We start from the raw sequence: 26,390 nt of genomic DNA, 5'->3' as shown, positions 1-26,390 counted from the left end.
AAATAATAAGGGTTTAAAGTATAATGGGAATAATAATGCGGGAGACAATCGGTATGCTGTAATACATAGCCCCGCACTCCCGCACTGCTCCGGCTATTAGTTTTTATCTACCGTATAGCCTTTCTTGTTCGCCAGTTTCATAATAGAATTGTTGATAGCAGTACCCAGATCGTCTTGTTGGGTCACCGTATTTTCTGCAGCCTTCTTATCGATGTATGCCTGACGTTGTTTCGCCAGCGTATTGATCTTGTCCTGGTAGGCCTCGCGCTCTTTCGTTTTGGTCACAACGTATGCTTCTATTTCCGCCTCTGATTTGCCTTCCAGTTCTTTAGGCAGATATTTTTTCTCCAGTGTTTTAACCGCTCCTTTGTCCGTTTTCATACGGTCTACCAGGTCCCATGACTGGTTGTTATATGCCGCTTTGGACTTACTGATGCTGCGTTCTACTTTTAAGGACTGGCTTACGTTGTAGGCATTTACATCCTGATTCATCTGCATATCTTTTTTCATCGCACCGGATGCGCCATATTGTACATAAGTACTGTTCAGGCGATCGTTGTATTGTGCAATTTCATCATCATAAGGAGTGGCCACAAAACGGATCTTTTCATTAGAGTTGATGTTGAAATATTCACCGTTGCCTCTTAAAGCACCATCTTTCCATGAACTGTTGATGCCCTCCGTATAATCGCCGCAGTATATCGTATTGGTTCCGATCATTTTACTGTTGCTCAGACCGATTGCTTCTTTATACGAAACACCTCCTTGGGTAAAAGGTTCGTTACCGGCAATATAGATCAGGCGTATATCATTACGGCTGTCCGACCATGCCAGTTGCTGGGTTGCTTTACGGATCACGGCACCGCAATATTCCTCACCACCATTAGTGCGCAGGGCAAATAGTTTTTCAGAGATCAGATCCAGATCTGTTGTCAGCGGACTGATCATGCGCACGTATTGATTAGAGGCAGGGATACCATCATTACCATATTCGTACAAAGCAATCTCTATCTGCGGTTGCTGCCCCTGGAAACGTAAGGTGCTTAAGCTGTTGATAATATTCCATAGACGGGATTTAGCCTGTTCAATAAGGCCCTCCATACTGCCCGAGGTGTCGAGCAGAATAGCCACCTGTATCCTGGTTTTACGGGCAGCTACCGGGCGGTCAAAACTGCTTACCGGTCTGCGTTGCTGCTGTTGTGCAGTAACATCGCCAATGCAGGATATACTATATAGCGCGGTCCAGGCGCAAAGGATCATCTTTTTCATAACAGTTATTTTTATAGATACAAAGCTATTTGCTTGTCAGATGTGTTTTCGGCAAACTGGGTCAATATGCCGGATGACTTGATGAATGAACTAAAGAATAGGGTAAACTGATGTTATGGTTGTATCGGTAATGTTTTGAACTGACCATCCGGACTCACCAGGATATATTCTTTATTCGGCTTCTTGTCTTTTTCTTTATCTCTCAGAATCGTAAGCTGCACCTGGTACAGGATCTGTACCGATGGTTCCAGAATGCCTGGGTTAAGTACAAAATCAAATTCCTTATCCATCACCGGCTGATAAAAAAGGCTGGTATTCTTATCCGCTGCATTAAAGCGATTGGTGTTAACGCCACCGGTGATTGAGTTGTTGCGGTAAGCCGTATAGCGTTTATACATTTCTGTAGGCAGGAAAACTTTGAAACCATCATTGTAGGTACGGTCAGTTCCCGTAAGACTGATACCCAAGAGCGTTTCCTGGAATTTGATCTTCTCCAGGACCTGTTTCTGCGCCTTAGCCATCAACTCTTTTTTTAGCTCCTCCATATGCAGTACCGTATAATCAACTTTGACCAGATCGTATATTTCCTGTTCTGCGGCGATGGCCATCAGCTCATCCATCAGCGCAGGGTCGGTGAGCCTTATCTGTATATTCTTTTTGAGCTCAAATCCGGCAGGTACTTCATTGTAGGTCTTTTTACTGAATATTTTTTGTTCTACCTGCGTCTGATAGAGCGGTACACAGGAAATCATATCTACATAGATCTGCGCCCCTTTAAGTGCCTGCATGGCAGCGGTAGCCGTCTTGATGCGCTTGTCCATCAGCTCATGTGCTTCCTGTGCACTTTTACCGGTTTGTGTGACGGAAAAAGTAGCGATCAGCATATCCGGTTTTACATTGAGCATACCTTTAATGTTGATATACAGGTTGCGGTCAGCCGTTGCTCCTACATTAATGGTTTGCTCCGGGTAGTGCACCGTTTCTTCGTAATTGATATTGCCGGAGATCTGGGCTGTGGACAGCAAAGAGGAGCATAAAGCAGTAAAGGCAAAAATGAGTTTTTTCATAATCGAAAATTGTATTGAGAGATATTTTACAATTCAAAAATAGCCAGTGACATAGCGTGTAGAAGGTACTAATGGGTGAATGCAGGGTATGACTTGGTGAAACAGGAGGTCATTGTGATAATTAGTTATAATTTTATCTTTCAAAATATGCAGATGAAACGAAGTCTTGAAGTGAGTATGTTATTGTTGCTTTTACTGGCCTTTACCGGCTCAGTGATGGCACAGTCTGTACCTGCCAGTTCTGAATCCTTGAAGAAGAGTTCGCCGAAGGCAAAAAGCATAGGTACTATAGCCAGTGAAGCCGAGAAAGACATCAGCTCCGATAATAATAATCAGCAGGCAGACGGATATATGCGCATGGGCGATGTGTTTTTCACACAGGGGGAGTACAACAAGGCAGAACAATACTTTGAAAAGGCAGCAGTATTGTTTAAAAACAATGATCGTGACTTTTCTATGGCAAAGCGTAAAGTAGCGAAGGCACAGGAGATGCAGGCCAAGCTGAAACAGGCTGCCCAGAATTATGACATCGCGGGTAAAGGAGCCAACAGCAACCTGAACCGGCAATTAAATTACAATGACGCCAGCCGCCTGCGCACAACAAATTATAAATACCAGCAGCAATTATCGCAGGATAATGTTTCCCTGTTGCAGAAAACGAAAGATAAGCAGGTAGATGTACAGCAGGAAATGAGCGATGCCTATACACAATTGGCCACCTCTCAGAATAATGTAGAAGATAGTAAAGCAGCCATTAATTCATTGACCAATGCCGTAAAACAACAGGATAAGTCAAATGCCGGTACCGAAGCTGCGGCGGAACAGCTTTCCCGCCAGTTGGTGCAGCAGAATAAGGTTGAGGATGCCATTGCACTGAACAAGAGCCTGGTAAAAAATACGGATGCTCAGACACAATCCAAACTAAAGGTTACTGCCTATACACAGCTGGGTACACTATATGCGCAGTCTGGAAATCAAGTACTGGCCGAAGAAAACCTGCGCAAGGCTTACGATACCGCCAAATCAGTACATAATACACAGGCCGGCAAAAATGCGCTGAAACATCTGCTCGAGTTTTATATACAGACCAATGAGTCCGGGAAAGCACAGTCTGTGATGCTGCAGTTCCTTGATGATATGGATGAGCTGCTGCTGAAGGACAGTGCGCTTATGGATAAAAAAGCAGTGGAATTATCGGCACAGAAAATAAAGCAACTGGAGAACGAAAAGGAATTACAGAAAGAGATTATTGTACAATCGCGCCGCTCCAATTATTTGCTGCTCGCTATTGTCGTAGTCATCCTGCTGTTCCTGGGGCTGATGCTGCGCGCCTATTATGCCATTATGCGCAAAAATAAACAGATCCGCCTGCAGTCTTTGCGCAGAGAAATGAATCCGCATTTTGTATTCAATAGCCTTAATAGTGTGAACCAGTTTATTGCTGAACACGATGACCGCAAAGCGAATGCCTACCTCAATGCCTATTCACGCCTGATGCGTACGGTAATGGAGCATTCCAGTCATGATTTTGTGCCCCTGAGTGTAGAATTGGATCACCTGCAAAAATATTTATCACTGGAGTATCAGCGATTCAGCAGCCAGTTTGAGTACCACATCAATGTAGCAGATAATATAGAATCGCACGATATCATGATCCCCAATATGCTGTTACAACCTTTTCTGGAGAATGCCATCTGGCACGGGCTACGGTATAAAACAGATAAGGGCCAGCTATGGTTGGATATAAAGCAGGCGGGCAATACGCTCTATATGACGGTAACCGATAATGGCATCGGGATAGAGCAGAGTCTGGCCCTGAAAACAGAGAACCAGAAAGCCTATAAATCACTGGGCATGCAGAATACCAAAGAGCGGATCGAGCTGCTGAACAGCCTGTATAAAACACAGATCAATTACCAGCTGAAAGACCTTTCCAGCGAAGGCAAAAACGGAACAACTGTAACCCTTACCTTACCCATACAAAGAAAAAACGATGAAGATACAGACCATTAATGCCGTTATCGTAGAAGATGAAATGGCTGCGGTGCAGGCACTGAAAGCTTACCTGGCCAAGTATTGCCCGCAGGTAACAGTTACCGGTATTGCCTATAACTGTACCGATGCTATTGCCATATTACATGAACTGCAACCGCAACTGGTATTCCTGGATGTGGAAATGCCTTTTGGAAATGCCTTTGATGTGCTGGAAGGCTGTCGTGATCTGGATTTTGAAACAATCTTTGTAACCGCTTATTCTGAGTATGCCTTACGTGCCCTGAATCAGAGTGCAGCCTACTACCTGCTGAAACCGGTCAGTATAGAAGAACTGATCGTCGCCGTGCAGAAAGTTGGTCAGCTCATACAGCAGAAGGATGGTATACGCCGCAACCAGGTGGTGATTGATAATAACAAGAACAACTTTGAACTGCAAAAACTGATCCTGCCTACTATTGATGGCTTTGAAGTGGTGCAGAACAAGGCCATTATGCGCCTGAAAGGCAATGGCAATTTTACAGATATCTTTATGGAAGATGGCAGTAAGAAAATGGTCTGCCGCTTTTTAAAACATTTTGAAGAACTGCTGACCTATCCTTTTGTACGCATACACAAGTCGCATATCATCAATATCCATTTCGTGAAGAAATACCATAAGGGTACGGGAGGTTATGTTGTACTGGCCGATGGCAGTGAGATAGAGGTTTCGGCCGGGTATAAAGATCAGCTGCTGAGAGCTTTTGCTTAAGACTGTATCATGAATATACTGAGGCATTAGAAGGGCAGCAGCGATTAGGCGATATAGGAAGTGCTCATGCGGAAACCTCGGTTGCGGTTTCCGATTTATTTTTCTCCCCACTTATATCCCTTTCCCGGCAGGCCCAGCAGGCCTATAATACGGTCCACAACCGTCATCGCTGCTTCTGTAAGGTCTTTAGGTTTGCTGTAAAAGCTGGGTGATGCAGGGCATATGATACCACCGGCTTCTGTCACCGTTTTCATATTATTGATGTGTATCAGGTTGTACGGTGTTTCCCGGATTACACAAATAAGTTTACGTCTTTCCTTTAGCATTACATCAGCTGCGCGGGTCACCAGGCTATCACTGATGCCAGTCGCAATACGGCCCAGCGTACCCATACTACAGGGCACGATCACCAGCGCATCATATCCTGCACTGCCCGATGCAAAAGGAGCATAGAAGTCATGCGTCTCCCAGATCTTAAAAGGGAACTCATTGTAAGATTCATCATCCAGTTCCTCTTTCCACACCGTATATGCGTTCTTACTGTATACAAGGTCTACCTGTATGTCGAGATCCTCATCGATCAAAGCTTTCAGGCTTTTCAGGAAAAGTTTCGCGTAGATCGATCCACTGGCACCGGTAATGGCAACTGCAATTTTCATGATGAATATTGTATTTGAATACCATGCAAAAGTACGGCTAAATCTGTAGCGCAGCAGACTTGAGGCAGACTTTTGTCCCGGTCTTTCCCTAATCTTAACGCTTTCATTGCGGTTTTTAGCTTAAATTTACAAACCTCTGAGCCGGATATGCCGGTCTTATTAAGCGCATGAAATTGTAATTATGAAATACCTGTTAATTGCTGCCTTGTCTTTAAGTTGTATTACACAACCATTATGGGCACAGAAAAAAACAAAAAGCACAGCCAAGTCTTCTAAAACGACCTCTGCTGTAGTGAAAGATGCTGCGGTAGACACCAATGAAATCCAATGGATCTCTATGGAAGAGCTGGAGGCTAAAATGAAAGCCAAACCTAAAATGGTACTGGTAGATTTTTATACTTCCTGGTGTGGATGGTGTAAGGTAATGGACTCTAAAACATATACCAATAAAGAGCTGATTAAATATGTAAACCAGCACTTCTATGCGGTGAAGTTTGATGCCGAAACCAAAGACGTTATAAAGTTCTATGGTAAGGAATATGCCTTCGAGCAGGAGCTGCGCGCTAATCGCCTGGCTGCTGAAATGATGGGCGGACGCATGAGTTATCCGACTACGGTTATTCTTGGCGAGAACATGAGTTTTGTGAATCCGATTCCGGGATACCAGCGTATTGACCAGATGGAAAGCATACTGAAATTCTTCGTGGAGGCATATCCTAAAAAGACCACCTGGCAGGATTTTCAGCGTGATTTCAAACCCTCCTGGGCACCTAATTCTTAGATCAATCTTAAGTCAAGATTTATAAAAGAATAGTGGCGCGCTCGTAGAGCGCGCCACTATTCTTTTATAAAAATGGGTTAGTATATTAAAGTGTGTTCACTACTGCTTTCAAACGCACCAGCTTCTCTAGCAAAGGCTGCAATAAAGCAAGGTTCAGCATATTAGCACCATCCGATTTTGCATGCTTAGGGTCCGGATGCGTTTCGATAAATAAACCATCTGCACCCACCGCAATGGCAGCACGCGCTATGGTTTCAATCATCTGCGGATTACCACCGGTTACACCAGAGGTCTGGTTCGGTTGTTGCAGAGAGTGTGTACAATCCATCACCGCAGGTACTCCCATATCTTTCATGATGGGGATGCCACGGTAGTCTACAATCATATCCTGATAGCCGAACATAGTGCCACGGTCGGTCAGGATCACCTGCTCATTACCGCTTTCTCTTACTTTGTTTACTGCAAACTGCATGGACTCAGGAGCCAGGAATTGTCCTTTCTTAATATTTACGACTTTACCGGTTTGTGCTGCTGCCACGAGAATATCAGTCTGGCGGCACAGAAATGCCGGGATCTGTATAATATCTACGTATTCCGCAGCCATAGCTGCTTCCGAAGCATCATGAATGTCTGTTACCACCGGTACTCCGAAAGTTTGTCCCACTTTTTGCAGGATTTTCAGCGCATTCTCGTCACCAATACCCGTAAAGGAATCGAGGCGGGTACGGTTTGCCTTACGGTAAGAACCTTTGAAAATATATGGTATGTTCAGTGCACTGGTAATTTGTACAATCTGCTCTGCAATGCGCAGGGCCATATCTTCACCTTCTATGGCACAAGGACCGGCCATCAGGAAGAAGTTGTCAGTTTGGGTATATTGCATGTTATCGTTTTAATGGATTAATGTATACGGTCTGCACGGGGAGGCATAGCTTCCATGATTTCTTTTTCTTCCTGCAGCCACCATTGCCAGGTGTCACGTACAGTTTCCTCTTCAAAATAAGTACGCGCCAGATCCAGGAACAGGCGATAGTGCCCGGCTTCTGAAACCATAAATTTATAATAGAATTCTTTCAGTTTATCATCAGAGATATGCAGGCTCAGCAGGCGAAAGCGTTCACAGCTGCGGGCCTCGATCAATGCACAGATACATAGTTTATGCAGCAGACGTTGTTCCGGGCTGATGTTCTTAGGCTCGCGCGTCAGCAGGGCATTCACATAATCATCCTTACGTTGTTTACCCAGGTGTAATCCTCTTTTCTTCAGCTCGGCCAGCACCATGCGGAAGTGACCCCATTCTTCCGTTACCACCGGAGCTAATTTATCGACCAGTTCGGCACGATCAGAATATCGCTGAATAATGGAGATCATTGTGGTAGCGGCTTTCTGTTCGCAGAATGCATGATCGGTCAGTATATCTTCCAGTGAAATAGCGGCAATGTCTACCCAGCGCGGATCGGTAGGCAGCTTAAGGCCCAGTATCGTATTTTCTGACATAAAGCTTTTTAATGAACTGCAAAATTAGCCCTTTTAAAGGAATCCCGATACAGCATCTTCCATACTTTATCCGGGATAAATGGTAACTTTATAAGACACTAAAAATATACCGAATGAATAAGGAAATAATCATGGCTGTTTTCCTGGGCATTGGACTCAGTGCCAGTTGCGGTTTCCGTGTATTTGTGCCGATGCTGGTTACCGCCCTGGCTACCCATTTCGGATGGTTTCCCGGTTGGGTACACAACCAGTTTGCCTGGATGGGATCTATAGCGGCTATCGTCGCATTTGGCAGTGCATCTGTATTAGAGATTGCAGCGTATTATATCCCTGTGGTCGACCATGCGCTGGATACGATAGCAACACCCCTTGCAGTGGTAGCCGGTACATTGCTCACCACTGCGGTCTTACCTATAAATGATGAAATGCTGCGCTGGGGATTAGGCATTATTGTAGGTGGTGGTAGTGCCGGAGTCATACAATCCGGTACGGTTATGACCCGCTTACTTTCCGGGAAGTTTACCATGACCACCGGTAACGGAATAGTTGCCAGTGGTGAGAATGTGGCTTCTATTGGAGGCTCATTAATGGCCTTAGTACTCCCGATTATAACAGGCATTGTGGCCCTGATTATGGTATGGGTAATGGGCGGGTGGCTGATCAGGCGGTTTAGAAGATCGGCAGTTTGAGCTAAAAGCTTTATTGCGAATTATAGAAGGTATCTGGTGTCACGTTGAGCACAGTTCGGATACTTAGACCACTATCAAAAAAGGAGCACGTTTATGTGTTCCTTTTTGATAGCGTTTAATGCCTTATGAATAGAGGAAATATATTTATTTCCTCTGACAAAGAATTAAAGTCTGTATTAAAATATTCCCTATATCTTCGTGGTGTTTTAAGATCAAGATTACATGAATAGCTTAAGTAGACAAGGCATCCTGTATTTATCATTGGCATTGTTTGCGCTGTCCTGTCTACTGCCAGCAGTTAATCGTCAAATTGGCGTATTAAATTTAATATCTGGCTTTCTGTTTCCGTTCTATCCTTTGGCATGGCCTTATTTGTTCTTCTGGTCTGCCAATATCCTGTACTATATTGATGTCAGACAATTCAGAAAAGGTAAGGATACCTATCCTGTGGGTATAATGGCATTCATACTAGCTGTTTGCTTTTTCATATTTGAAGCTGTAATAGACTTCAAAACGGTATTTACAAACCAGGAGATATCTATCAGTATAGGATATTATATATGGACGATCAGCTTTATTATATTACCTATTTATCAGATTACCTTTAAATTTAAAAACAAGAGTAAGAATTTAAAAACAAGAGTAAGAAATGCTGAATACAATACTGAAAGATAAAAGCTTCCGGCTGTCTATTTTGCTGACCACAATCTTTATCGGGACAGGAATTATATTTCTGTTTTTTGGACTTGCAGACTATAGCTGGATTTTATTTGGCCTCCTTCCCGTTGTATTGGGTGTTGCTATTGGCACTATGAAGGTCAGAGGATATGCACTTCTGGGAGCCGTCATCACCACAATCCTGTTACTTATTGCGATTTACATTCCCGGATTCTCTGGTGTTATTTGCATTGTGATGGCCCTGGGCTTAATTGTTCCATTCATCTTCTTAGGCTATGTAATCACCAGATTGGTTAAGCGTTACAAAATAATCAAGGAGACCAACAGGTTTTCTGTTCTGGTTTTACCCTTAATTCCTTTTTTGATCGCCGCGCCAACGGAACATTTTCTTAAAAGTGACAAGGAAACTATAATAGTAGTTAAAACAGAAAAGGTTTTTAACTACTCTCCAATCGAAGTATATGATGCCATCAAGTCGGTTGATACACTTGATGCGGAAAAGCCACTTTTACTCAAACTGGATTTACCCATTCCTACAAAATGTATTCTGGAAAAAGAGGAAGTGGGGGCATTGAGAACTTGCTATTTCAGGGGCGGGAGATTAAGTAATGCTGACTTTGGTGGAGGAACGATTACGGAAAGAGTAACACAACTGGAACCTGGAAGAGTATTGAAGATGGACGTTATTGATTATAACTTGATCGGAAGGAAATGGATAGGATTTAAGCAAGCAATTTATTACTTCGAGCCAGTTGGCAATAATAGCTGCAAATTAACCAGAATAACCACCTACACATCTGTGCTAACGCCACGTTTCTATTGGGAACCAATGGAAACGTTAGGTGTTAGCCAGGAGCATGACTATGTATTTAATAATCTGGAAAAAGATTTAAAAATGAAATACGGCAGGTAATAGCACTTCTATTGCAGTAAAGAAAGCATCAGTTTAGTCCATAAAAAATGGAACACGTTCACAGTATTCCATTGTATTGAATATTTTTATTTCGTTATTACAGCGCCATATATGCTTCCAGTTGGGCACAACATTTTTCAGCTGCGGTACGCTCTTTATCTGCATACCATTCTGCTGTCCATTGTATCGCCTGTTGAGCATTCAGTTTGGGTCGGAAGCCGATATCTTCTTTAATACGGGTATTGTCCAGCAAGAGTAATTTAGCCTCATGTACAGCAGTCCCGTTCTGGGCCGGAGTTTCATACTGCCCGCGGCCGAATGCCTGGATAAATTGCTCTGTTACAGTTTTTACATCTAATACATCAGCCGCCTCCGGTCCAATATTATATGCTGTAGCATACTGTGTCGGTTGCTCCTGCAGGTGTGCTGCCATTTGCAGGTAAGCATACAGCGGTTCAATCACATGCTGCCATGGTCGTACCGACTGCGGGTTGCGTAACTGTACCGGTACATCCTGCTGGATGGCCCGTACAATGTCGGGGATAATGCGGTCTGTGGAATAATCACCACCGCCGATTACATTACCGGCACGCATCGACACAATACTTTTCTGATGTACGGCATAATCTGCCGGGTTGAAAAAGGAATTGATGTAGGAACTGATCGCGATCTCAGATGCTGCTTTACTGGCAGAGTAGGGATCGTAACCGCCTAATTTATCCTGCTCCAGGAAGGGCAATCCTTTTTCATTATTCTCATATACTTTATCGGTGGTAATGATGATACCAGTACAAGGATTTTCCAGGTGGCGCATAGCCTCCAGGATATGTACAGTACCCATTACATTGGTCGAAAAAGTATCAACCGGTATTTCGTAGCTTTTACGAACCAGCGCCTGTGCTGCAAAATGAAATACAAAATCCGGTTCGAAGCGTATAATCTCTCCCTGTAATACCTGTGCATTGCGTATATCGTCAATTACAGAGGCATAACAGAGCGCTTCACCATCTATCTGGTTATACAGGTCCTGGTCCTGCTCAGGGGCCAGGGAGTAGCCTTTTACAATAGCACCCAGGTGGTGCAGTAATTGCAGCATCCAGGCTCCCTTAAAGCCGGTATGCCCGGTAAGAAATACCTTTTTGCCATTAAATACTTGTCTGAGATCCTGCATGATTATAAATTATTTTTTACCAGCATTTCCATTTGGCGCCCTGTTCCCACATGCTTTCCAGCTCTTCTTTCTCTCTCAGGGTATCCATACACTTCCAGAAACCATGATGTTTGTAGGCCGCAATCTGCTGATCTTTTGCCAGGTTTGCCATAGGCTCTGCTTCCCACATAATATCATCCATATCACCTTCGAGATATTTACGGATCTCCGGTTCTACTACGAAGTATCCCGCATTGATCCAGGAGCCGCTATCTTTAGGCTTCTCTTCAAATGATTCGATCACACCATTGTCCTGCATCTTGATGACCCCGAAGCGGCTGCCCGCCTGTATTGAGGTCATGGTACAGATCTTTCCTGTTTGTTTATGAAAGTCAATAGTCTCATTAATATTAGCATCAATAAGCCCGTCGCCGTACGTCAGCAGGAAAGGCTCATTGTTGGTATAAGGCAGTACACGTTTCAGTCTTCCGGCAGTCATTGTTTCCAGCCCGGTATCAATCATCGTTACCTTAAATGGTTCTGCATTATTATTCAGAAATTCAATACTGTTGTTTTGCAGATCTACCGTCATATCGGCATTGTGCAGAAAGTAATTGGCAAAATACTCTTTGATATGCCAGCCTTTATAACCCAGGCAAATGATAAATTCGGTATGCCCGTAATGCGCATAGGTTTTCATGATATGCCATAAAATCGGTTTGCCACCGATCTCAATCATGGGTTTAGGTCTGAGCTGCGATTCTTCTGATATTCTGGTGCCCCTGCCTCCGGCAAATATGACTACTTTCATATTGAATAGTATGATTAAAATAGGGTTTGTTTATTCATCTCCGGCTACATCCTGGCCAAAGGTATAGATGCAGTCTTTAGAGAATCTTTTCAGGATCTGGTATACTTCTTTGCCTTGTTCGTATATCTTGGCATTGTATCGGTTGCCCAGTACAATTACCGTTGTATTATCCTGAATAAAGCGGTAAAATACGGTATTATTTCCGTGCCACCAACCATTGTGGTATACGATCTTCTGCCCGTTAGGGAAGTCGTACATACGCCATCCCAGTCCGTAGTTTTTCATGCCGCGCATTTCATTGGAATAGCCGGTAATGGACAGTTTCTGCATTTTATCACTCAGGATATCGTGGTTGTAGAAAGACTGATCCCAACGATACATATCCTCTACTGTACTGTAGATGCCTTTGTCACCATAGACTCCATCCTCATGTGTGTTATCATGGATCAGCCAGTTAAATTTATAGCTGGTCGTCATCTGGCGATTGCTGTAATCATCTTTAGGATCATATACGAATGTATGTGTCATACCCAGCGGGTCGAAGATCAGCTCTTTCATAAACTGCTTATACGGCATGCCCGATACTTCTTCCACGATTCTTGCCAGCAGTGCATAGTTTGTATTGCTGTAGTTGAAGCGAGAATCCGGTGTAAACATCAGCTTCGGTTTATAAGTAGCCAGATATTGCTGCAGATCATTATTATACATCGGAGTTTTACCCGCCCATTTAGGCACACCCGTTTTGGTATAATCGGGTAATCCGCTGCGCTGATCCAGCAGCATTTTTACCGTAATATTAGTATATGGAAAGTTCTTCAGGTAAGTATTTACCGGAAGCTCAATATCCAGGTATTTATTCTGATACAGCCATAACACAGCAGTTGCCGTGAATGGCTTAGAGGTGGAGGCCAGCTGGGTGGAAACATTAGCGCTCAATGGCATTTGTGCTGCCTTATTGGCCACACCAAAGTGTCGCTGGTACAGGATCTTGCCCTTTTTGCCAATCAGTACACTCCCGTTAAAACCACGGTTAACCTGTACATTGTAATAGGAATCGAGGGAACCGATAAGCTGTCTCGCCTGAGGGCTGCTGGTATCGGCGTAGGTAATATTGATCTTTTTATAATTTTCTTTATTGATCAATGGTTTGCCGCTCGCTTCATGGGTGGCTCCTGCCTGACAGGCAAGGAAAAATGCCGAAAATACTAAGATATAATAAGGGGATGCTTTAAGGATCTTCATCACAGACTGATCAATATTCATTTCAAAAAAATACAATATTGCGAAGTTACTTCTAACCTGCAATTATCTGAAAAAATTAACAATAAGTTTTACTTCTCTGCGTACTGGTCTATGACACTTTGTGCAAATGATTTTACATCATCTATAAACTCGTAATAGTACTGGTTTAGGGTATAGTAATGGGACACGAAGGCTACATAGGCCTGGTCGGCATTGTCGATATATTTGGCCCGGTGTGCCAGTCCGTTAAAGGACTTCTGCATACCCTTCATCGTACGGTAACCATACAGCCAGTTGTGCTCCCGCATGTAGGGGAATATCTTTTGGAAGCCTTCCGGCAGCTGGGGCAGGTATTGCTCCAGTGTGTGGTAAGTCTCCTGGGTAAAATCAAATAATGCCTGCTCACTGGTAAAGCAGTGAGGATCGTTCGCAATAAAATGATCGTAAAGGCTGTCTACAAATGCACCGGCATATAAGCGATAATGCTCCCGAAAGTATGTTTTGGCCTTTTGAGACGCCGGGTGATTGTCGGCAAAGCGATCTATCTCCCGGTGTAATAATACACCGTTATGAATGCCTTGCGGAAGGCTTTGTAAGGCAATGCGGCCTTTGATATGATCACCGATCATATTGCCCACCAGAAGCTCCGGATGGTTAAACGATAAATATGCGTGGCCGAGGTAGTTCAATTAAGATCGGTTTGATTGTTGTTGGGTAATAAAATTATAGTCGTGCAGCAGCTCTTCAAAGAAGTAGTAAGGATCCATACTGTTATTATGAATCTTAAGTACGTCTTCGATTCTGCGGGCCACACGGTCTACATAAAGATCCAGGTCGCTGGTACGTTTCTGCGACAACAGGTTGCGCAGGGTATTGATATCCTTATCGGTCAGTTGCATGACTTCAGGAAATTTGGGCACATAATCGGTTTGTGTACCCACTTCTCTGAAGATGGTATGCTCAATATTTGTCTGGTACCGAAGATCGATCACTACAGTATTGGCGGCCCTGTCTCCTATACGTTTGCCTGTTTCCGATATTGCCATAGAGATGATGTCCGGTAATGCCAGGATGCCGACTGCTAAAACCACCATCGGCATAGCAAGCAGGTAATAGGCTACGCCTACTGAGGCAAGATTGGGTATAGACAGAATCCACCGTAGTAAAAACTGGCTGGTACTGGCTGCATTTCCGGATTCATTCACAACCCTTATGCGCATGATTTTCTTTCCCAGGCTTTGTCCGTTCATCAGCAGCTCGCATACCAAATGGTAAAGGTATATGGGCAGCACAACAAGGAAGAGCTGGGACGCTTCCAGCAGATCATCAAGCCCCGAAGCTTTGTCCAAAACCGTGCTGGTCATGACAAATGCGAAAATGGCGGTGATCAGCAGGTCTATGCCATAAGCGGCTCCTCTCTTAAAGATAGGAGCCACCGCAAATTCCAGATCAATATTGAAAGGAGTATGTACCGTTAGTCTGGCCATATGCCTTATTTCTTTTTATTCTTCTGAGCATCAAATGCTGTCATCACTACCATGTTCACGATCTGTTGTACGGAGCTGCCCAGTTGCAGGATATGCACCGGCTTTTCCAGTCCCAGCAATATTGGTCCGATCAGTTCAAATTCGGCTACTTCCTTCAGCAGGTTGTAGGCAATATTTCCGGAAGAAAGGTTAGGGAAAATAAGGGTATTCACACCGCCTTCTACTAAGTCCGAGAAAGGATAGTTTTCTCTTAAGGTTTCGCTATCGAAAGCCATTGCTGCCTGGATCTCACCATCTATGATCAGGTCCGGCTGTTTTGCCTTGGCTATTCTTGCTGCCTCACCTACCATGCGTGCTTCAGGGGTATCGCTGCTACCAAAGTTAGAGTAAGAGAGCATGGCTACTCTTGGGGTAATATTAAAGTGCGCCACTTCTCTTGCAGTCAGTAAGGCAATGTCTGCCAGTTCTTCTGCATTAGGGTTCAGGTTCACTGTAGTATCGGCCAGGAATAGAGGTCCTTTAGGTGTCAGTACGATATACATACCCGCAACTTTTTTTACACCTTGTTCCACTCCAATAGTCTGCAGTGCCGGTCTTATTGTGTCCGGGTAGTTTCGGGTCAGTCCGCTGATCAGTCCATCAGCCTCGCCGGCCGCAACCATCATACAGCCGAAGTAGTTACGCTCGCGCATAATCTTTTTCGCCTCATATGCATTAAGTCCTCTTCTCTGACGCTTCTCGAAGAATTGCTCTCCGTAAGCAATACGTTTCGGCATCGCCTCATCGCTGCGCGGATCAATGATCTGAGGGTTTTTCAGTTCAATCTTGTTTTCCTCGATCAGCTGTTTGATCTTCTTCTCATTACCCAGCAGGATAGGGAAGGCAAATCCTTCTTCCTCCACGATCTGTGCGGCTTTCAGCACTTTCACATTGTCGGCCTCAGCAAATACAATACGCTGCGGATTCTTACGGGCTTTCTCATTGATCACCCTTACGATAGAGTTATTGATGCCCAGGCGATCATTCAGTTCCTGCTTGTAAGCCTCCATATCCATGATCGGCTTACGGGCTACGCCACTATTCATCGCTGCCTGTGCCACAGCCGGAGCTACGGTAGAGAGCAAACGCGGATCGAGTGGTTTTGGAATAATATATTGCGGGCCAAATGTCAGGTTTTTCTCGCCATAAGCGATATTAACGATGTCTGGTACCGGTTGCTTGGTCAGCGATGCAAGCGCATACACTGCAGCAATTTTCATTTCTTCATTAATTGCAGTGGCCCTCACATCCAGTGCACCGCGGAAGATGAACGGGAAGCCCAGTACATTGTTTACCTGGTTAGGATAATCGCTTCGGCCCGTTGCCATAATAATATCCGGGCGTGCAGCCACGGCATCATCATAAGTGATTTCCGGGTTAGGATTCGCCATGGCAAACACGATAGGGTTCTGTGCCATAGCGCGTACCATATCCTGGTTCAGTACATTACCTGCGCTGAGTCCGATAAATACATCGGCACCCACCATTGCTTCTGCCAGGGTCTGGATATGTGTATCCTGTGCAAAGAACATGCGGCTCTCGTCCAGGTTGGTACGGTGTATATTGATCACACCATCTACATCGAACATGATGATGTTCTCTTTCTTCACCCCAAGGTTCAGGTACATTTTTACGCAGGCAACTGCTGCTGCACCGGCTCCGCTTACCACCATCTTTATTTTGGAGGGTTCTTTCTTAACGATCTCCAGGGCATTCAGTAAGGCTGCACCGGAGATCATGGCAGTACCATGCTGGTCATCATGCATGACCGGTATGTTCATGGCTTCTTTAAGCCTGCGCTCGATTTCAAAGCATTCAGGCGCTTTAATGTCTTCCAGGTTAATGCCGCCGAAAGTGGGCTCCAGGGCTTTTACCACGGTCACAAACTCATCAATGTTTTTGGTATCCACTTCAAGGTCGAATACATCGATGTCTGCAAATATTTTGAATAATACACCTTTACCTTCCATGACCGGCTTGCTGGCGCCGGGACCAATATCGCCCAGGCCCAGTACCGCGGTACCATTACTGATTACCGCTACCAGGTTGCCCTTGGCGGTGTATTTATAAATGTCTTCAGGATTCTCTTTGATCATGAGACAAGGCTCTGCTACGCCGGGAGAGTAGGCCAGAGACAGGTCTCTTTGTGTTTTCGTATTTTTAGTCGGTACTACTTTAATCTTTCCGGGCCTTCCGTTCGCATGATAGTCCAGTGCTTCTTGTTTGATGTTTCTGTGTGTACTCATCTCAGCTTAATTTGTGCCTTTGCGGTTAAATATAAAAACAGCCTCAAATTTAACGATTTGAGGCTGTTTTTAAAATTTATTTTATATTAAAAAAAGATTACATGCTTATAGTCCGTATGTTTTGATGATCTTGTGCTCTGCATCAAAGACAAAGCGTACTTTAGAGTTTACCTTTTTCTCCTTATTGTCTTTTATAGAGAAGTAAGAATAAGTAGTAGATACATCGTAGGTATTATCACTTACCTTTTCTACTTTGATATTGCTGTGCTGGTTGTTCTGAGTTTTATCCCAGGTGCCCTGGTAGCGGTCTTTCAGCTCATCGTAGGTAGGGTAATTGATATCCCAGTAGCGTTCCATATTAGGAGAGAAGTGCTGGTAGATCTCATCAAAATTACGGGACTGCTCTGCGGATAATAATGTTTGTATCTCGCGGGCATTGGTGCGGTCATCTTCCGTTTGCGGCGGGGCAGCAGGTTCAATAGTCTCTGTGGGTTTGGCAGTCGCTACGGCTGTATTTGCAGTATCGGTTGCCTTTACCTCGTTTGGTACATTAGTATTTTGCTTCTCTATTTCCAGGAAATAATAAGCCAGGCCGCCGACTACCAGCAAGCCAACTATAATGGCAATCCACATGCCTGCATTGCTTTTCTTTTGTACCAATGCTGCATTGAAGGGTTCTGGAGGCACATTGCTGAAGTTCTGATGCTCCATTGGTGTATTGTGCGTAGGATACTCTATTTTCTGAGCCGGAGCCGGTGGTGGCGTAGGCATGATCGGAATATGGTTACTACGGGATTGTCCTAAAAACTCCTGTTCGAAATTTTTAGAACTGATGGCATCCAGGTTCCAGTGCTTATACAAGCCGGTGAGGTGGATGTTTACTTCCGAATCATTAAGACCATTCCAGGAATCTAACAGATCCTGTGGTGCTTCCTGTCCGAATTTTTTCTGATATAAGAAACTTATATACGCTACAATATTGCTTCTGCTGATCATTGTTTGTTTTTTTTCTTTAAGGTTCTAAAGCATATTTCAGGTATTCGATTCTACCTGAGTTGTCAAATTTAGTATAATATTCTTTGGCAGAACCGTCACAATTAAATAAAAAATAGGTTCCGTTCACGAGCTTAAATAAGGTATTGTCATTTTTAAGATCGGTATAGCTCTCTGTGTATGCTGTCTTATACTTAAGCGGTTTCGGCGCTTCATAGCTATTCGTTTCCGGATTACCGTAAAACACATAATACCCACCGTCAGAAAGCTGCGCCACTACACCATATACATTATCCTTCAGGGTCTGTTTGATCATGGAGGAGTAAGCCTTGTTGCCATTGCTACATGTATTGACGATATACAGTTTCTGCAGGGCAGGCTGCTGTTTGATGCTGCCAACAATTACCTTACGGAATGGAGAGGTAAGGGTAGTGCTTTCATTTTTTACATTATTGATCTCGCGGAATACATTGCGGTACACCAGAAAATTATCCTTGTCTTCGATCACATAATTCTCATTGACATAACCAAAAGCCTCCGGTTTGTTGAGCAGGTAATCGCTGAAACTGGTACTGTCAAACACCACACGGCGGCTGGCATACATTTTATCATTCACCTTTACCTGGTATAGTTTAGCATCTGTTGTACGCAGATAAGATACCGAATTGGCAGTAGGGTATATGTCCATACGACCGATCGGTTTACCCTCGATGTCGCGTATCGTTACATTGTCTGTAGTGACATATACATAATGCAGGCTTTTGAATTGCTTATACTGATACAGTACGTATACGACAATAGCGAGTATGGGTAGAAACAGCAGTGCGATCCAGGATTTGCTGCGTTTTTGTTTTACACTCACCGGAGCCGGACGGCTCAGGGGGGGCTGGCGTTGCTGAGGCATATCCTGCACCGGCTGTACCTTTGCTCCTGCAGGTTGCGTACCCTGCTGTGCATAGAACTCCTGTATCTCCCTGTGTATATCCTCCCCGGTATAATTCCAGGAGAGAAACATCTCTTTCAGGTATTGCTGTATTTCTGCATCATTCAATCCTGCCCAGCTCTGCAATACTTCTTCACTGGCCTCCTGAGACAATCTTCTTTGGTACAGGTATTTGATAAATGCGTTGATGTTGCTGCTGTTGATCTGCATGTGCTTTAGGTTACTTGTTGTTTTTGTCTACAATCTTAATAAGGATGTCATTAGGTACCGGTATGGCATTATTCTTTATTTTAAATGTCGCATACACGGTATTGTTGTTCTTGTCGTAAGTGATTTTAAACCCGAACTGGTTCAGGTCATATTTCAATAGTGCAGCATTACCGTTATAGAAATCCCGGGTAATCTCATTGGCCCCGCTAAGGGTAACCAGGAGCTGGCTGTCTACTACTTCAGTCTTAATATTAGGCTGATATGCAGTCTGGACAAGGCGCACGAAGGTATCGGTTTTTATCCAATTGTAATGCTCCGGGCCAAATGCATCGTCCCGGACCGTAACCCTTTCTTTATCGGGTGCCGCATTTTTAATACTTAATTTAAGCCAGGAAACCAGGCCTATCGTCAGAACTATTGACAGGATAATCAATATGATCTTTATGGGTGTTGATCTCATGCTTTTTTATTAAAATAGTATTTGAATGATTGTGATTCTACAGATTGACTGATGATACGATTAACCAGATCCCAGTCAAAATCGCCTGTATGGTCTACGGTGAAATACCATCCGTATAGTCTTGCCTGTCCTATGTTTGCCGCACTGGTCAGATCTTTGTCTGCTACAATAACGATCAGTCTCCTGGAGCTTTTTCCTTTCGAGGTCTGCTCGTTGATCGTTCCCGTTTTGGCATAGAAGAAGTAATTACTGTACTTCGCTTTAAGGCCTGATAAACGCTTACCGGTACCATTTGCACCATTGATCACATCGCTCATTCCCTGCATAATATTGTAGGCCATAAAGGTGCGGAAATTGCCATCTCCTCTCCAGCTGGAGTCTACCTGCCAGTTCTTAACTGGCATTGCTTGTCGCGTCACACTCATGCGGAAATTGCGGTTCTGGCTGGCCATAGACATATACATCTGCAACATCATAAATGGTGTGATGCGATATGGATAACCACCCAGGGTGGCTGTTTTCAACCCCAGGTTAAAGTTCTGCTGTATCTCGTTGAATGCCCGTTCTGACTGCAGATAATACGATTGCTCAGGGAAGCTCCATAAGTAACCACCGCTGCGGTTGCGGTCCAGTACATTATACAGGGCAGAGTCTACATAATTAACCCTGTCGATACTCGTCACCTGGAAATCATTTTTGTCCTTGTCTTTGGTACGCAGGCTGGCATTCTGCTCAAAGCCCGTAGCGATGAGTGAGTTCTCATTGCCAAAGTAGCTTTTATGCGTTTTACCCTTATCCGTAGCCGGCCAGTTGCCTTTGCGGGCATTAAAGTTAGGCAGGTAATAATTTGATCCTTTAAAAGATAAATTCGGAAAGGTGTTATTGGCGCCTGCACCCTTACTCAGCACATTTTCCAGGCTGTAACGGTTATCTTTAAAGTAATCTTCTTTGCTATACGAACCCAGGAACATCATTACCGATTGGTAATAGTTACTGGAAAATTCCAGGAACTTGGTCAGGCCTACATCACCGTAATAGTGGTCATCATTTTTCCATGGTTTCACCAGTTTCAGACCAGCATAAGTATTGATCTCCGGTATGCCGGCAGGATGCAATACCAGGTTTTCCCATCCTGCATTTACCTGCGATGCGATGAGGCTGGTCGTCAGTGGTTTGATGGAGGAGCCTGGTCCGAGGAACAGGTTGAGCAGGTTGCGATTACCCCACTGGTCCCTTTCATTTTTTGCATTGCTGAAGAAGAACTGCTGTCTTTGCAGGGCATAAATAGCAGCATCATTGTTCGGATCCAGCACATTACGATTGGTTACGTAGTCTGCCATCAGGCGCACGTTTCCGTCACCATCGGTGGCGATAACACTAAAGTTGTATTTCTTGTTTTTATCAACAATCTGTTTGCTGACTGCATTAATGTCGTTTTGCACATCTTTTGATAATGCATAATCCAGGGTAATGCGTACTTCCTTATTCAGCTCTTTCTCGTTACTGTAAGCGGTTTTCAGGGCATTGGCAAAGTTGTATATCCAGAAGTTATTTTCTTTCAGCGGGTACACAATCTTATATTCTCCGTTGATCCATTTATTTAATGCATAGCGGTTGCCGGAGTTGCGGAAGCCCAGGGTAAAGGACTGGTCCTGATTGAAGATGGTTGCCTGATCTTCATTGTTCAGTGTGCTGACAAATGAAGTAGCATTCTGCTCAATATTCTTCTGTACATTTTTATATACAAAAATATGTGCCTGGCCCTTGCTGCTATTGTTTACATTAATGATGCCTACATTCTCCGGGTTGTTGCCTGCAAACCAGTTGCCCGGCATTAAGGCAAACTGTATGCTGCTGGACGGATCATTAATGAAATAAGGCAACAGCACATTTTTGGCGCTGTTATTATAGCTCACCAATGCGGTAGATACATCATTAAAGAATAAAGACTCGCTTACATTTCCGTTCCATATCATACGACTTTCTACCGGAGGCAGTTCGAGGTACATATTCTTATTGTACACGGCATTGTAGCGTTCATTGTCGTAAATGATAAACAACGGATTATTCAGTTCAAATGCTGTAGACGGTTTGTCTATCAGGTTATTGAAGATACTGCGCGTGTAAGGATCTCCGACTACATCGTTTTTCAGGTGTGCAAAGCGATCATCCTTGCCCAGGATGCCGATCAGCTGGGTGTAATTATACTTCACTCTTTTACTGTCGAGACTGTCCTGTATAGTGGCCAGCAGCCCGTTCAGGTCCACATCTATATGCTTCTGGGTTTTGTCCAGGGTGATGGAGAAGTTTTTATTATTCAGTTCATTTCTCTGTACCGTAGTTAAGGCAAATGCTGCAATCAGCGCTACGAAGAAAGCATATTTAATCGCATTGCCCTGCAGGTTGATGTTGAATGAGTGCTGTTGTGTAGGTGCCTGTACCAGTGTTAAGCCCAGCAGTAATAAAGGTAATATAACCGATACACGGCTGGTAAGGCTCAGGAACGGAAAGTCCTGACCGAAGAATACAAAACGGTTGGTGGCCGTCAGCCATACAAACAAGGCAATGGTAAAGAGCAGGATCAGCGGTATTAAGCCCGCATAGCTGCCCAGGTCTCTCGGTTTGGACGGATCGGATGGCAACAGTTGTACCTTGTACGAGATCAGGTACAGGATCATAGGCAATAAGATCAGGAACAGGATCAGGTACATAACAAAATCGCCCAGCTCACTAATCACATAACGGGCTATTACCACATCACGCGTCTGCGTAGGATAGTCTACCCCCACACGGGAGTGCGGGCGCAGGTTGATGGTATAATGCTCATCATATGGTTTGCTGATATAGGAGTTGATGAACCATTGGTTCTCGGCGGTTTCAATGATCTTCCTTGTTTTGAACGAGGTATATTCATTCTCCTGCATCAGCTGACTGATTGGCTGGTGAATGATAGAAGCGCGGTACTGCACGTGTTTCACCACATCATTCAACTGATGATCTACTCTTGCACGGGTGTATGGTATACTGATCAGGATGATCCACAATGCGGTTACACCTAATGTAATCTTCAGTACTTTACTGTCTTTCGGATACAGCACATAAATGATCAATGCTACGAATACGAGTACGGCCAGTATGACGAACAATTTGTACGTCAGCAGGTAGTAGAACAGCGATTTGAACGATAGGGTAGTCAGGTATACAATCAGCGCTGTGATACCGTATATCCAATAGTTGTTCGGTTTATACAGCATCCGTTTGATGCTGTTGTTGCTGCGATCCAGCGGCTTTTTCAGGAAGTTGATGAAGATATTCTTCAGCAGGATGAAAAGGGTAAACAGGATGGCAAATCCGCGGTCACAAACAGCAAAGAACAGGATGGTCAGTGCAGTAATGATGAAGGTCGGATTATTGAAAAGATAATAGAAATAAGCCTTAGCCTGTATTTTCAGTTTGGATTTTTCACCCAGTATATCCAGTGGCTTATACTCGAACCGGCGATTGCTGATCTTGGAAAAATACCAATAGCCCAGCAGTGGCACCAGAATAGAAATAATACGGGTAAAGATCTCTATATGCATCACCTTCTTGTTGAGCATAAAGAGTACAAGACAGGCCGCGATGAATATTGCATAGGTCTTGTTGATACCGGCCATGTTGCCTGTATTCAGCTTCAGAAAACGATCCAGTTCAAAATCTCCTTTACGGTTCAGTACTGCTCTGTAAATAATAATGAGCAGGACAAACAACAAGATCCAGATCAGGGTAAGCGGTACGGGCAGTATAAATCCGAGGTTGAAATCGAAATTGATCAGCGTATTTTCCAGCTCGTATTTGGTAATATTCTCCAGCGGAGGGAAGGTGGCTACACGCCAGTACAGTATAAAACGTAAGGCTGTCAGTGCAAAGATCACCGAAAGGATGATCGGCTCCAGGCGGTCTATTTTCTTGCCGGGGAAGAAGACCGTAAGCAATACAAAGGCGATATAGATAATGCCCAGGTACAGCACTGTATTGTCCGGGCTGAATCCGTTTTTAGAAAAGTCCCTGACATCAAACAGATAATGCACACTATGGTCTTCGCTACTCAGACTAAATTTCTGCTGGGTTACATCCTGGTGTTTACCATTACGGTTATTGTCCGTTACGGCAAGGGCCAGCGGGGTATTGGGCGATCCGGTCACATAGTCTATATTACCATCAATAGCCTCGCTCACACGCAGGTTGTAGGTCGTAAAATAGAAGCCTTCTTTTAAGTTATCCGTAATGATGCGGTCAAAATCATTAGTAATGAAACGAATATTCTTGTCGCCCCTGGATTGGATACCCGGGCTTTTGAGCATATAGGTATTGGGATAGTCAAATACAATAGCCAGTTTGTTCTGGTTGCCCAGGGCATAATCGGCACCTGCAATACTACCCAGGTGCAATAGTTTTTTATTATTATTGAATCCGATGTAGAACTGTTCTCCCAGGCCGATCGTTGCTGTGTTGCTGATATTCGGGCTGATCGTTTGTCCGCCTACCTGTAACTGGTATCCGTTGGTAAAAAAGCTTCTGTCCGGGAATAGTTTCAGTGATTGCGCATCCTTTGAATGATTAACCAGTAGGTAGGTATTGCCGGTTTGCAGCAATATAGATTCCAGTACCTGGTAACTCTCCGGTTTGCCGGAGCTGAAGTTGCGGTTATCGAGGAACAGGTCGAAGATGGACATCCCCTTTTTAAGCGGAGCATCTTTGATGGTAATATTATCGGTATACGGCGCTGTAAGATTAAACTGTTCCAGCAATTCTGCATCATTACATTGCAGGCTTATGGTATACACCGTTTCACTTTCCGGTGCACCGAACAGGCGTTTAAATATGTTGTAGTGTTGCTCCTGTATGCTAACATTCAGTTTGTTCTGTGCATTACTGATGCTGAACTGATCTTTAATGTCTGCAGTGAAAATGTTATTGAGCAGGCGATTTTCTCCATCATCACCAACTTGTATCACCGGCTGATAGAATGCCGAGAAGCTCACCCTGGCCTGATCTGTACCGGATGCTGCTATCGTAATGCGTGCATCACGATTCGTGCTGTCCTGCAGGATGGGGAATACATCCAGCTTTTTATCAAATGCAATACCGGTATTGCTTAAGCCATGGTACTCGTTATTGGTAAACCAGCTGCGGTCTCCCAAAGGGTTCATGGTAAAGTATACGGCAAATACCCCTGTCATAAAGACAAGGGTAAGTAAACCGAAATTCAGTACGCTTTTCCATTTATTATTGAACGCGACCATTTTACCGATGCGTTCATCGCCCTGCTTATATTGCTTTAACCGGGTATTGATAATGTTTTCCAGTCCCAGTTTGGCTACATAGAAAAACAGACATGCAATAATGGTAAGGCTCAGGAACCAGCTCAGCACGCTGCCAAAGGCAATATTGAGGCCGATAATCGCGGCAGCCGGTATACCAAAGAACAAAAGTTTCTTCATCTAGATATGCTTTAATTTATAACCCAGTACGATACTGTCATCCAGTCCGGTCACACCATTGCGCTGCAGGATATCCCGCAGTACACGGATGTTTGCCGGTATTTTATCGATTGGGGTATCCGGACCTATAACCGGGAACTCATTGGTAAAGGTCGGATTGCCGGTGATGAGCTGCACATTGGCATCATCATAATTAAGTTTTTTACGGATCTTGGTACGGGTAATGCTGGACAGGTGCGTCGCTGCAATATTGAGCTGACGCATGATTTCAGCCTGGTTGCCCTGGTTGATGGCTTCCTGCAACGGAAGTACGATTTTCTGAAATACCTGGTTGTAATAGAGCTCATCTCCGGAGATGAGGGCTTGTGTCTTCTCTGTGATCAGGCGGTTTTTATCTCGCGTATCTGTCAGCTCTTTCTGTAATTGCTGTAAGACCAGTGGATCGGCTGCGCCGGCTGGTGCAACATTGTCATTATGTTGTGGTACCGGTGTGGAAGGGCGCATCATTTTACCTGCAATAAAACCGATGATCAGGGCTATAACACCACTTACCAGTGGCCATAACCATGCATTGGAGGTAGATGTTTCGGCAACTTCAGCGGCCGGTTGTGCCCCTTCTTCTTCGACGGTATCAGTAGCAGAAGCCGCGGTTCCGTTCTGGCTGATGAGCAGTTTGCCATCCGGCATTTTACCGGCAACATCCAGCATCTTATTGATGGTGCTGCTTCCTGCATTATCACTCAGCACAGAAGTTAACTGTGCAGAAGATACTTGGAGTAAATTATATATCGCGGTACTATCCTGCGGATTGGCCAGCTCTATTGTTTTTCCGGAACGTTTTATGGCAAAGTCCTGTACTTTTTCATCCTTCTGTACTTTGAGTACATCGTTGCTGATGATAACAGCGGCGCTGCCGGTGTAGCCGGGAAGTTGCATGCTGCCTTTCTGCGCGTCAATATTCTGTGCGAAACTGAAGAGGCTGATGCAGCTCATGCCTGATATTAAAATAGCTTGCTTCATAATGAAGATA

At 44.3% G+C, this 26,390-nt stretch carries 21 protein-coding genes; 5 read left to right on the top strand and 16 right to left on the bottom strand.

The features are described 5' to 3' along the window. Positions 1-96: 96 nt before the first annotated feature. Positions 97-1,269, bottom strand: coding sequence for a vWA domain-containing protein (locus EMP01_RS02120; RefSeq protein WP_129019844.1), 1,173 nt, complete (start codon positions 1,267-1,269; stop codon positions 97-99). Between the two features lie 113 nt (positions 1,270-1,382). Then, a complete protein-coding gene (locus EMP01_RS02115; RefSeq protein WP_129019843.1) occupies positions 1,383-2,336 on the bottom strand; it encodes an SIMPL domain-containing protein in 954 nt (317 codons plus the stop codon). A 153-nt stretch (positions 2,337-2,489) separates the two neighbouring features. Here EMP01_RS02115 and EMP01_RS02110 point away from each other — a divergent pair, with 153 nt between their 5' ends. Together EMP01_RS02110 and EMP01_RS02105 are read left to right on the top strand one after the other, a co-directional pair. Further along, entirely contained in the window at positions 2,490-4,349 is a 1,860-nt protein-coding gene (locus tag EMP01_RS02110; protein WP_161971191.1) for a tetratricopeptide repeat-containing sensor histidine kinase, read from the top strand. Then, a complete protein-coding gene (locus tag EMP01_RS02105) occupies positions 4,330-5,079 on the top strand; it encodes a LytR/AlgR family response regulator transcription factor (RefSeq protein ID WP_129019841.1) in 750 nt (249 codons plus the stop codon). Before EMP01_RS02110 ends, EMP01_RS02105 begins: the two co-directional genes overlap by 20 nt. 95 nt (positions 5,080-5,174) lie before the next feature. Here EMP01_RS02105 and EMP01_RS02100 read toward each other — a convergent pair whose 3' ends face one another. After that, positions 5,175-5,738 carry a UbiX family flavin prenyltransferase gene (locus EMP01_RS02100; RefSeq protein WP_202615971.1) on the bottom strand — a complete coding sequence of 188 codons (564 nt, stop codon included), beginning with the start codon at positions 5,736-5,738 and terminating at the stop codon, positions 5,175-5,177. A gap of 181 nt (positions 5,739-5,919) precedes the next feature. On the opposite strand from EMP01_RS02100, the gene EMP01_RS02095 reads away from it, so the two are divergent. Beyond that, on the top strand, positions 5,920-6,519 hold the full coding sequence (locus tag EMP01_RS02095) for a thioredoxin family protein (protein WP_129019839.1): 600 nt from the start codon (positions 5,920-5,922) through the stop codon (positions 6,517-6,519). 85 nt (positions 6,520-6,604) lie between these two features. Here EMP01_RS02095 and kdsA read toward each other — a convergent pair whose 3' ends face one another. Together kdsA and miaE are read right to left on the bottom strand one after the other, a co-directional pair. Continuing rightward, the gene (gene kdsA, locus EMP01_RS02090; protein ID WP_129019838.1) at positions 6,605-7,402 is read right to left on the bottom strand and encodes a 3-deoxy-8-phosphooctulonate synthase; all 798 of its coding nucleotides are present in this window, start codon (positions 7,400-7,402) and stop codon (positions 6,605-6,607) included. Between the two features lie 17 nt (positions 7,403-7,419). Next, complete coding sequence (miaE, locus tag EMP01_RS02085) at positions 7,420-8,016, bottom strand: tRNA-(ms[2]io[6]A)-hydroxylase (protein WP_129019837.1); 597 nt, start codon at positions 8,014-8,016, stop codon at positions 7,420-7,422. Between the two features lie 113 nt (positions 8,017-8,129). Here miaE and EMP01_RS02080 point away from each other — a divergent pair, with 113 nt between their 5' ends. Next, positions 8,130-8,705, top strand: coding sequence for a DUF4126 domain-containing protein (locus EMP01_RS02080; protein ID WP_129019836.1), 576 nt, complete (start codon positions 8,130-8,132; stop codon positions 8,703-8,705). A gap of 649 nt (positions 8,706-9,354) precedes the next feature. Then, positions 9,355-10,296 carry a polyketide cyclase gene (locus EMP01_RS02075; RefSeq protein ID WP_237559445.1) on the top strand — a complete coding sequence of 314 codons (942 nt, stop codon included), beginning with the start codon at positions 9,355-9,357 and terminating at the stop codon, positions 10,294-10,296. 97 nt (positions 10,297-10,393) lie between these two features. Here the strand turns inward: EMP01_RS02075 and rfbG are convergent, their stop codons facing one another. The 11 genes from rfbG to EMP01_RS02020 form a co-directional block, all read right to left on the bottom strand. After that, entirely contained in the window at positions 10,394-11,467 is a 1,074-nt protein-coding gene (rfbG, locus tag EMP01_RS02070; protein WP_129019835.1) for a CDP-glucose 4,6-dehydratase, read from the bottom strand. Positions 11,468-11,483: 16 nt separating this feature from the next. After that, positions 11,484-12,257: a glucose-1-phosphate cytidylyltransferase gene (rfbF, locus tag EMP01_RS02065; RefSeq protein WP_129019834.1), complete on the bottom strand. Its 774-nt coding sequence runs from the start codon at positions 12,255-12,257 to the stop codon at positions 11,484-11,486. 30 nt (positions 12,258-12,287) lie between these two features. Further along, complete coding sequence (locus EMP01_RS02060) at positions 12,288-13,520, bottom strand: serine hydrolase domain-containing protein (protein ID WP_129019833.1); 1,233 nt, start codon at positions 13,518-13,520, stop codon at positions 12,288-12,290. Between the two features lie 68 nt (positions 13,521-13,588). Further along, a complete protein-coding gene (locus tag EMP01_RS02055) occupies positions 13,589-14,188 on the bottom strand; it encodes an acyl carrier protein phosphodiesterase (protein WP_129019832.1) in 600 nt (199 codons plus the stop codon). After that, positions 14,189-14,986: an RDD family protein gene (locus EMP01_RS02050; protein WP_129019831.1), complete on the bottom strand. Its 798-nt coding sequence runs from the start codon at positions 14,984-14,986 to the stop codon at positions 14,189-14,191. 5 nt (positions 14,987-14,991) lie between these two features. Further along, entirely contained in the window at positions 14,992-17,271 is a 2,280-nt protein-coding gene (locus tag EMP01_RS02045) for an NADP-dependent malic enzyme (protein WP_129019830.1), read from the bottom strand. Between the two features lie 105 nt (positions 17,272-17,376). Continuing rightward, entirely contained in the window at positions 17,377-18,267 is an 891-nt protein-coding gene (locus EMP01_RS02040; RefSeq protein WP_129019829.1) for a hypothetical protein, read from the bottom strand. 16 nt (positions 18,268-18,283) lie between these two features. After that, positions 18,284-19,417 carry a hypothetical protein gene (locus tag EMP01_RS02035; protein WP_129019828.1) on the bottom strand — a complete coding sequence of 378 codons (1,134 nt, stop codon included), beginning with the start codon at positions 19,415-19,417 and terminating at the stop codon, positions 18,284-18,286. 10 nt (positions 19,418-19,427) lie between these two features. Beyond that, positions 19,428-19,877, bottom strand: coding sequence for a hypothetical protein (locus tag EMP01_RS02030; protein WP_129019827.1), 450 nt, complete (start codon positions 19,875-19,877; stop codon positions 19,428-19,430). Beyond that, on the bottom strand, positions 19,874-25,360 hold the full coding sequence (locus EMP01_RS02025; RefSeq protein ID WP_129019826.1) for a hypothetical protein: 5,487 nt from the start codon (positions 25,358-25,360) through the stop codon (positions 19,874-19,876). Before EMP01_RS02025 ends, EMP01_RS02030 begins: the two co-directional genes overlap by 4 nt. Next, the gene (locus EMP01_RS02020) at positions 25,361-26,380 is read right to left on the bottom strand and encodes a hypothetical protein (RefSeq protein WP_129019825.1); all 1,020 of its coding nucleotides are present in this window, start codon (positions 26,378-26,380) and stop codon (positions 25,361-25,363) included. Between the last annotated feature and the right edge of the window lie 10 nt (positions 26,381-26,390).

The organism is Edaphocola flava (assembly GCF_004118155.1).
Taxonomy (GTDB): Bacteria; Bacteroidota; Bacteroidia; order Chitinophagales; family Chitinophagaceae; genus Edaphocola; species Edaphocola flava.
Note: the sequence above shows the minus strand (reverse complement) of the source record. Positions and strands in the feature narration are given on the sequence as shown.

Excerpts from the sequence above, each read along its gene's own strand:
- EMP01_RS02060 (WP_129019833.1), bottom strand. The coding sequence starts at position 13,520 with ATGAATATTGATCAGTCTGTGATGAAGATCCTTAAAGCATCCCCTTAT.
- EMP01_RS02080 (WP_129019836.1), top strand. The coding sequence starts at position 8,130 with ATGAATAAGGAAATAATCATGGCTGTTTTCCTGGGCATTGGACTCAGT.
- miaE (WP_129019837.1), bottom strand. The coding sequence starts at position 8,016 with ATGTCAGAAAATACGATACTGGGCCTTAAGCTGCCTACCGATCCGCGC.
- EMP01_RS02020 (WP_129019825.1), bottom strand. The coding sequence starts at position 26,380 with ATGAAGCAAGCTATTTTAATATCAGGCATGAGCTGCATCAGCCTCTTC.
- EMP01_RS02050 (WP_129019831.1), bottom strand. The coding sequence starts at position 14,986 with ATGGCCAGACTAACGGTACATACTCCTTTCAATATTGATCTGGAATTT.
- rfbF (WP_129019834.1), bottom strand. The coding sequence starts at position 12,257 with ATGAAAGTAGTCATATTTGCCGGAGGCAGGGGCACCAGAATATCAGAA.
- EMP01_RS02100 (WP_202615971.1), bottom strand. The coding sequence starts at position 5,738 with ATGAAAATTGCAGTTGCCATTACCGGTGCCAGTGGATCGATCTACGCG.
- EMP01_RS02095 (WP_129019839.1), top strand. The coding sequence starts at position 5,920 with ATGAAATACCTGTTAATTGCTGCCTTGTCTTTAAGTTGTATTACACAA.
- EMP01_RS02075 (WP_237559445.1), top strand. The coding sequence starts at position 9,355 with ATGCTGAATACAATACTGAAAGATAAAAGCTTCCGGCTGTCTATTTTG.
- EMP01_RS02030 (WP_129019827.1), bottom strand. The coding sequence starts at position 19,877 with ATGAGATCAACACCCATAAAGATCATATTGATTATCCTGTCAATAGTT.
- kdsA (WP_129019838.1), bottom strand. The coding sequence starts at position 7,402 with ATGCAATATACCCAAACTGACAACTTCTTCCTGATGGCCGGTCCTTGT.
- EMP01_RS02025 (WP_129019826.1), bottom strand. The coding sequence starts at position 25,360 with ATGAAGAAACTTTTGTTCTTTGGTATACCGGCTGCCGCGATTATCGGC.
- EMP01_RS02045 (WP_129019830.1), bottom strand. The coding sequence starts at position 17,271 with ATGAGTACACACAGAAACATCAAACAAGAAGCACTGGACTATCATGCG.
- EMP01_RS02110 (WP_161971191.1), top strand. The coding sequence starts at position 2,490 with ATGAAACGAAGTCTTGAAGTGAGTATGTTATTGTTGCTTTTACTGGCC.
- rfbG (WP_129019835.1), bottom strand. The coding sequence starts at position 11,467 with ATGCAGGATCTCAGACAAGTATTTAATGGCAAAAAGGTATTTCTTACC.
- EMP01_RS02115 (WP_129019843.1), bottom strand. The coding sequence starts at position 2,336 with ATGAAAAAACTCATTTTTGCCTTTACTGCTTTATGCTCCTCTTTGCTG.
- EMP01_RS02035 (WP_129019828.1), bottom strand. The coding sequence starts at position 19,417 with ATGCAGATCAACAGCAGCAACATCAACGCATTTATCAAATACCTGTAC.
- EMP01_RS02120 (WP_129019844.1), bottom strand. The coding sequence starts at position 1,269 with ATGAAAAAGATGATCCTTTGCGCCTGGACCGCGCTATATAGTATATCC.
- EMP01_RS02040 (WP_129019829.1), bottom strand. The coding sequence starts at position 18,267 with ATGATCAGCAGAAGCAATATTGTAGCGTATATAAGTTTCTTATATCAG.
- EMP01_RS02105 (WP_129019841.1), top strand. The coding sequence starts at position 4,330 with ATGAAGATACAGACCATTAATGCCGTTATCGTAGAAGATGAAATGGCT.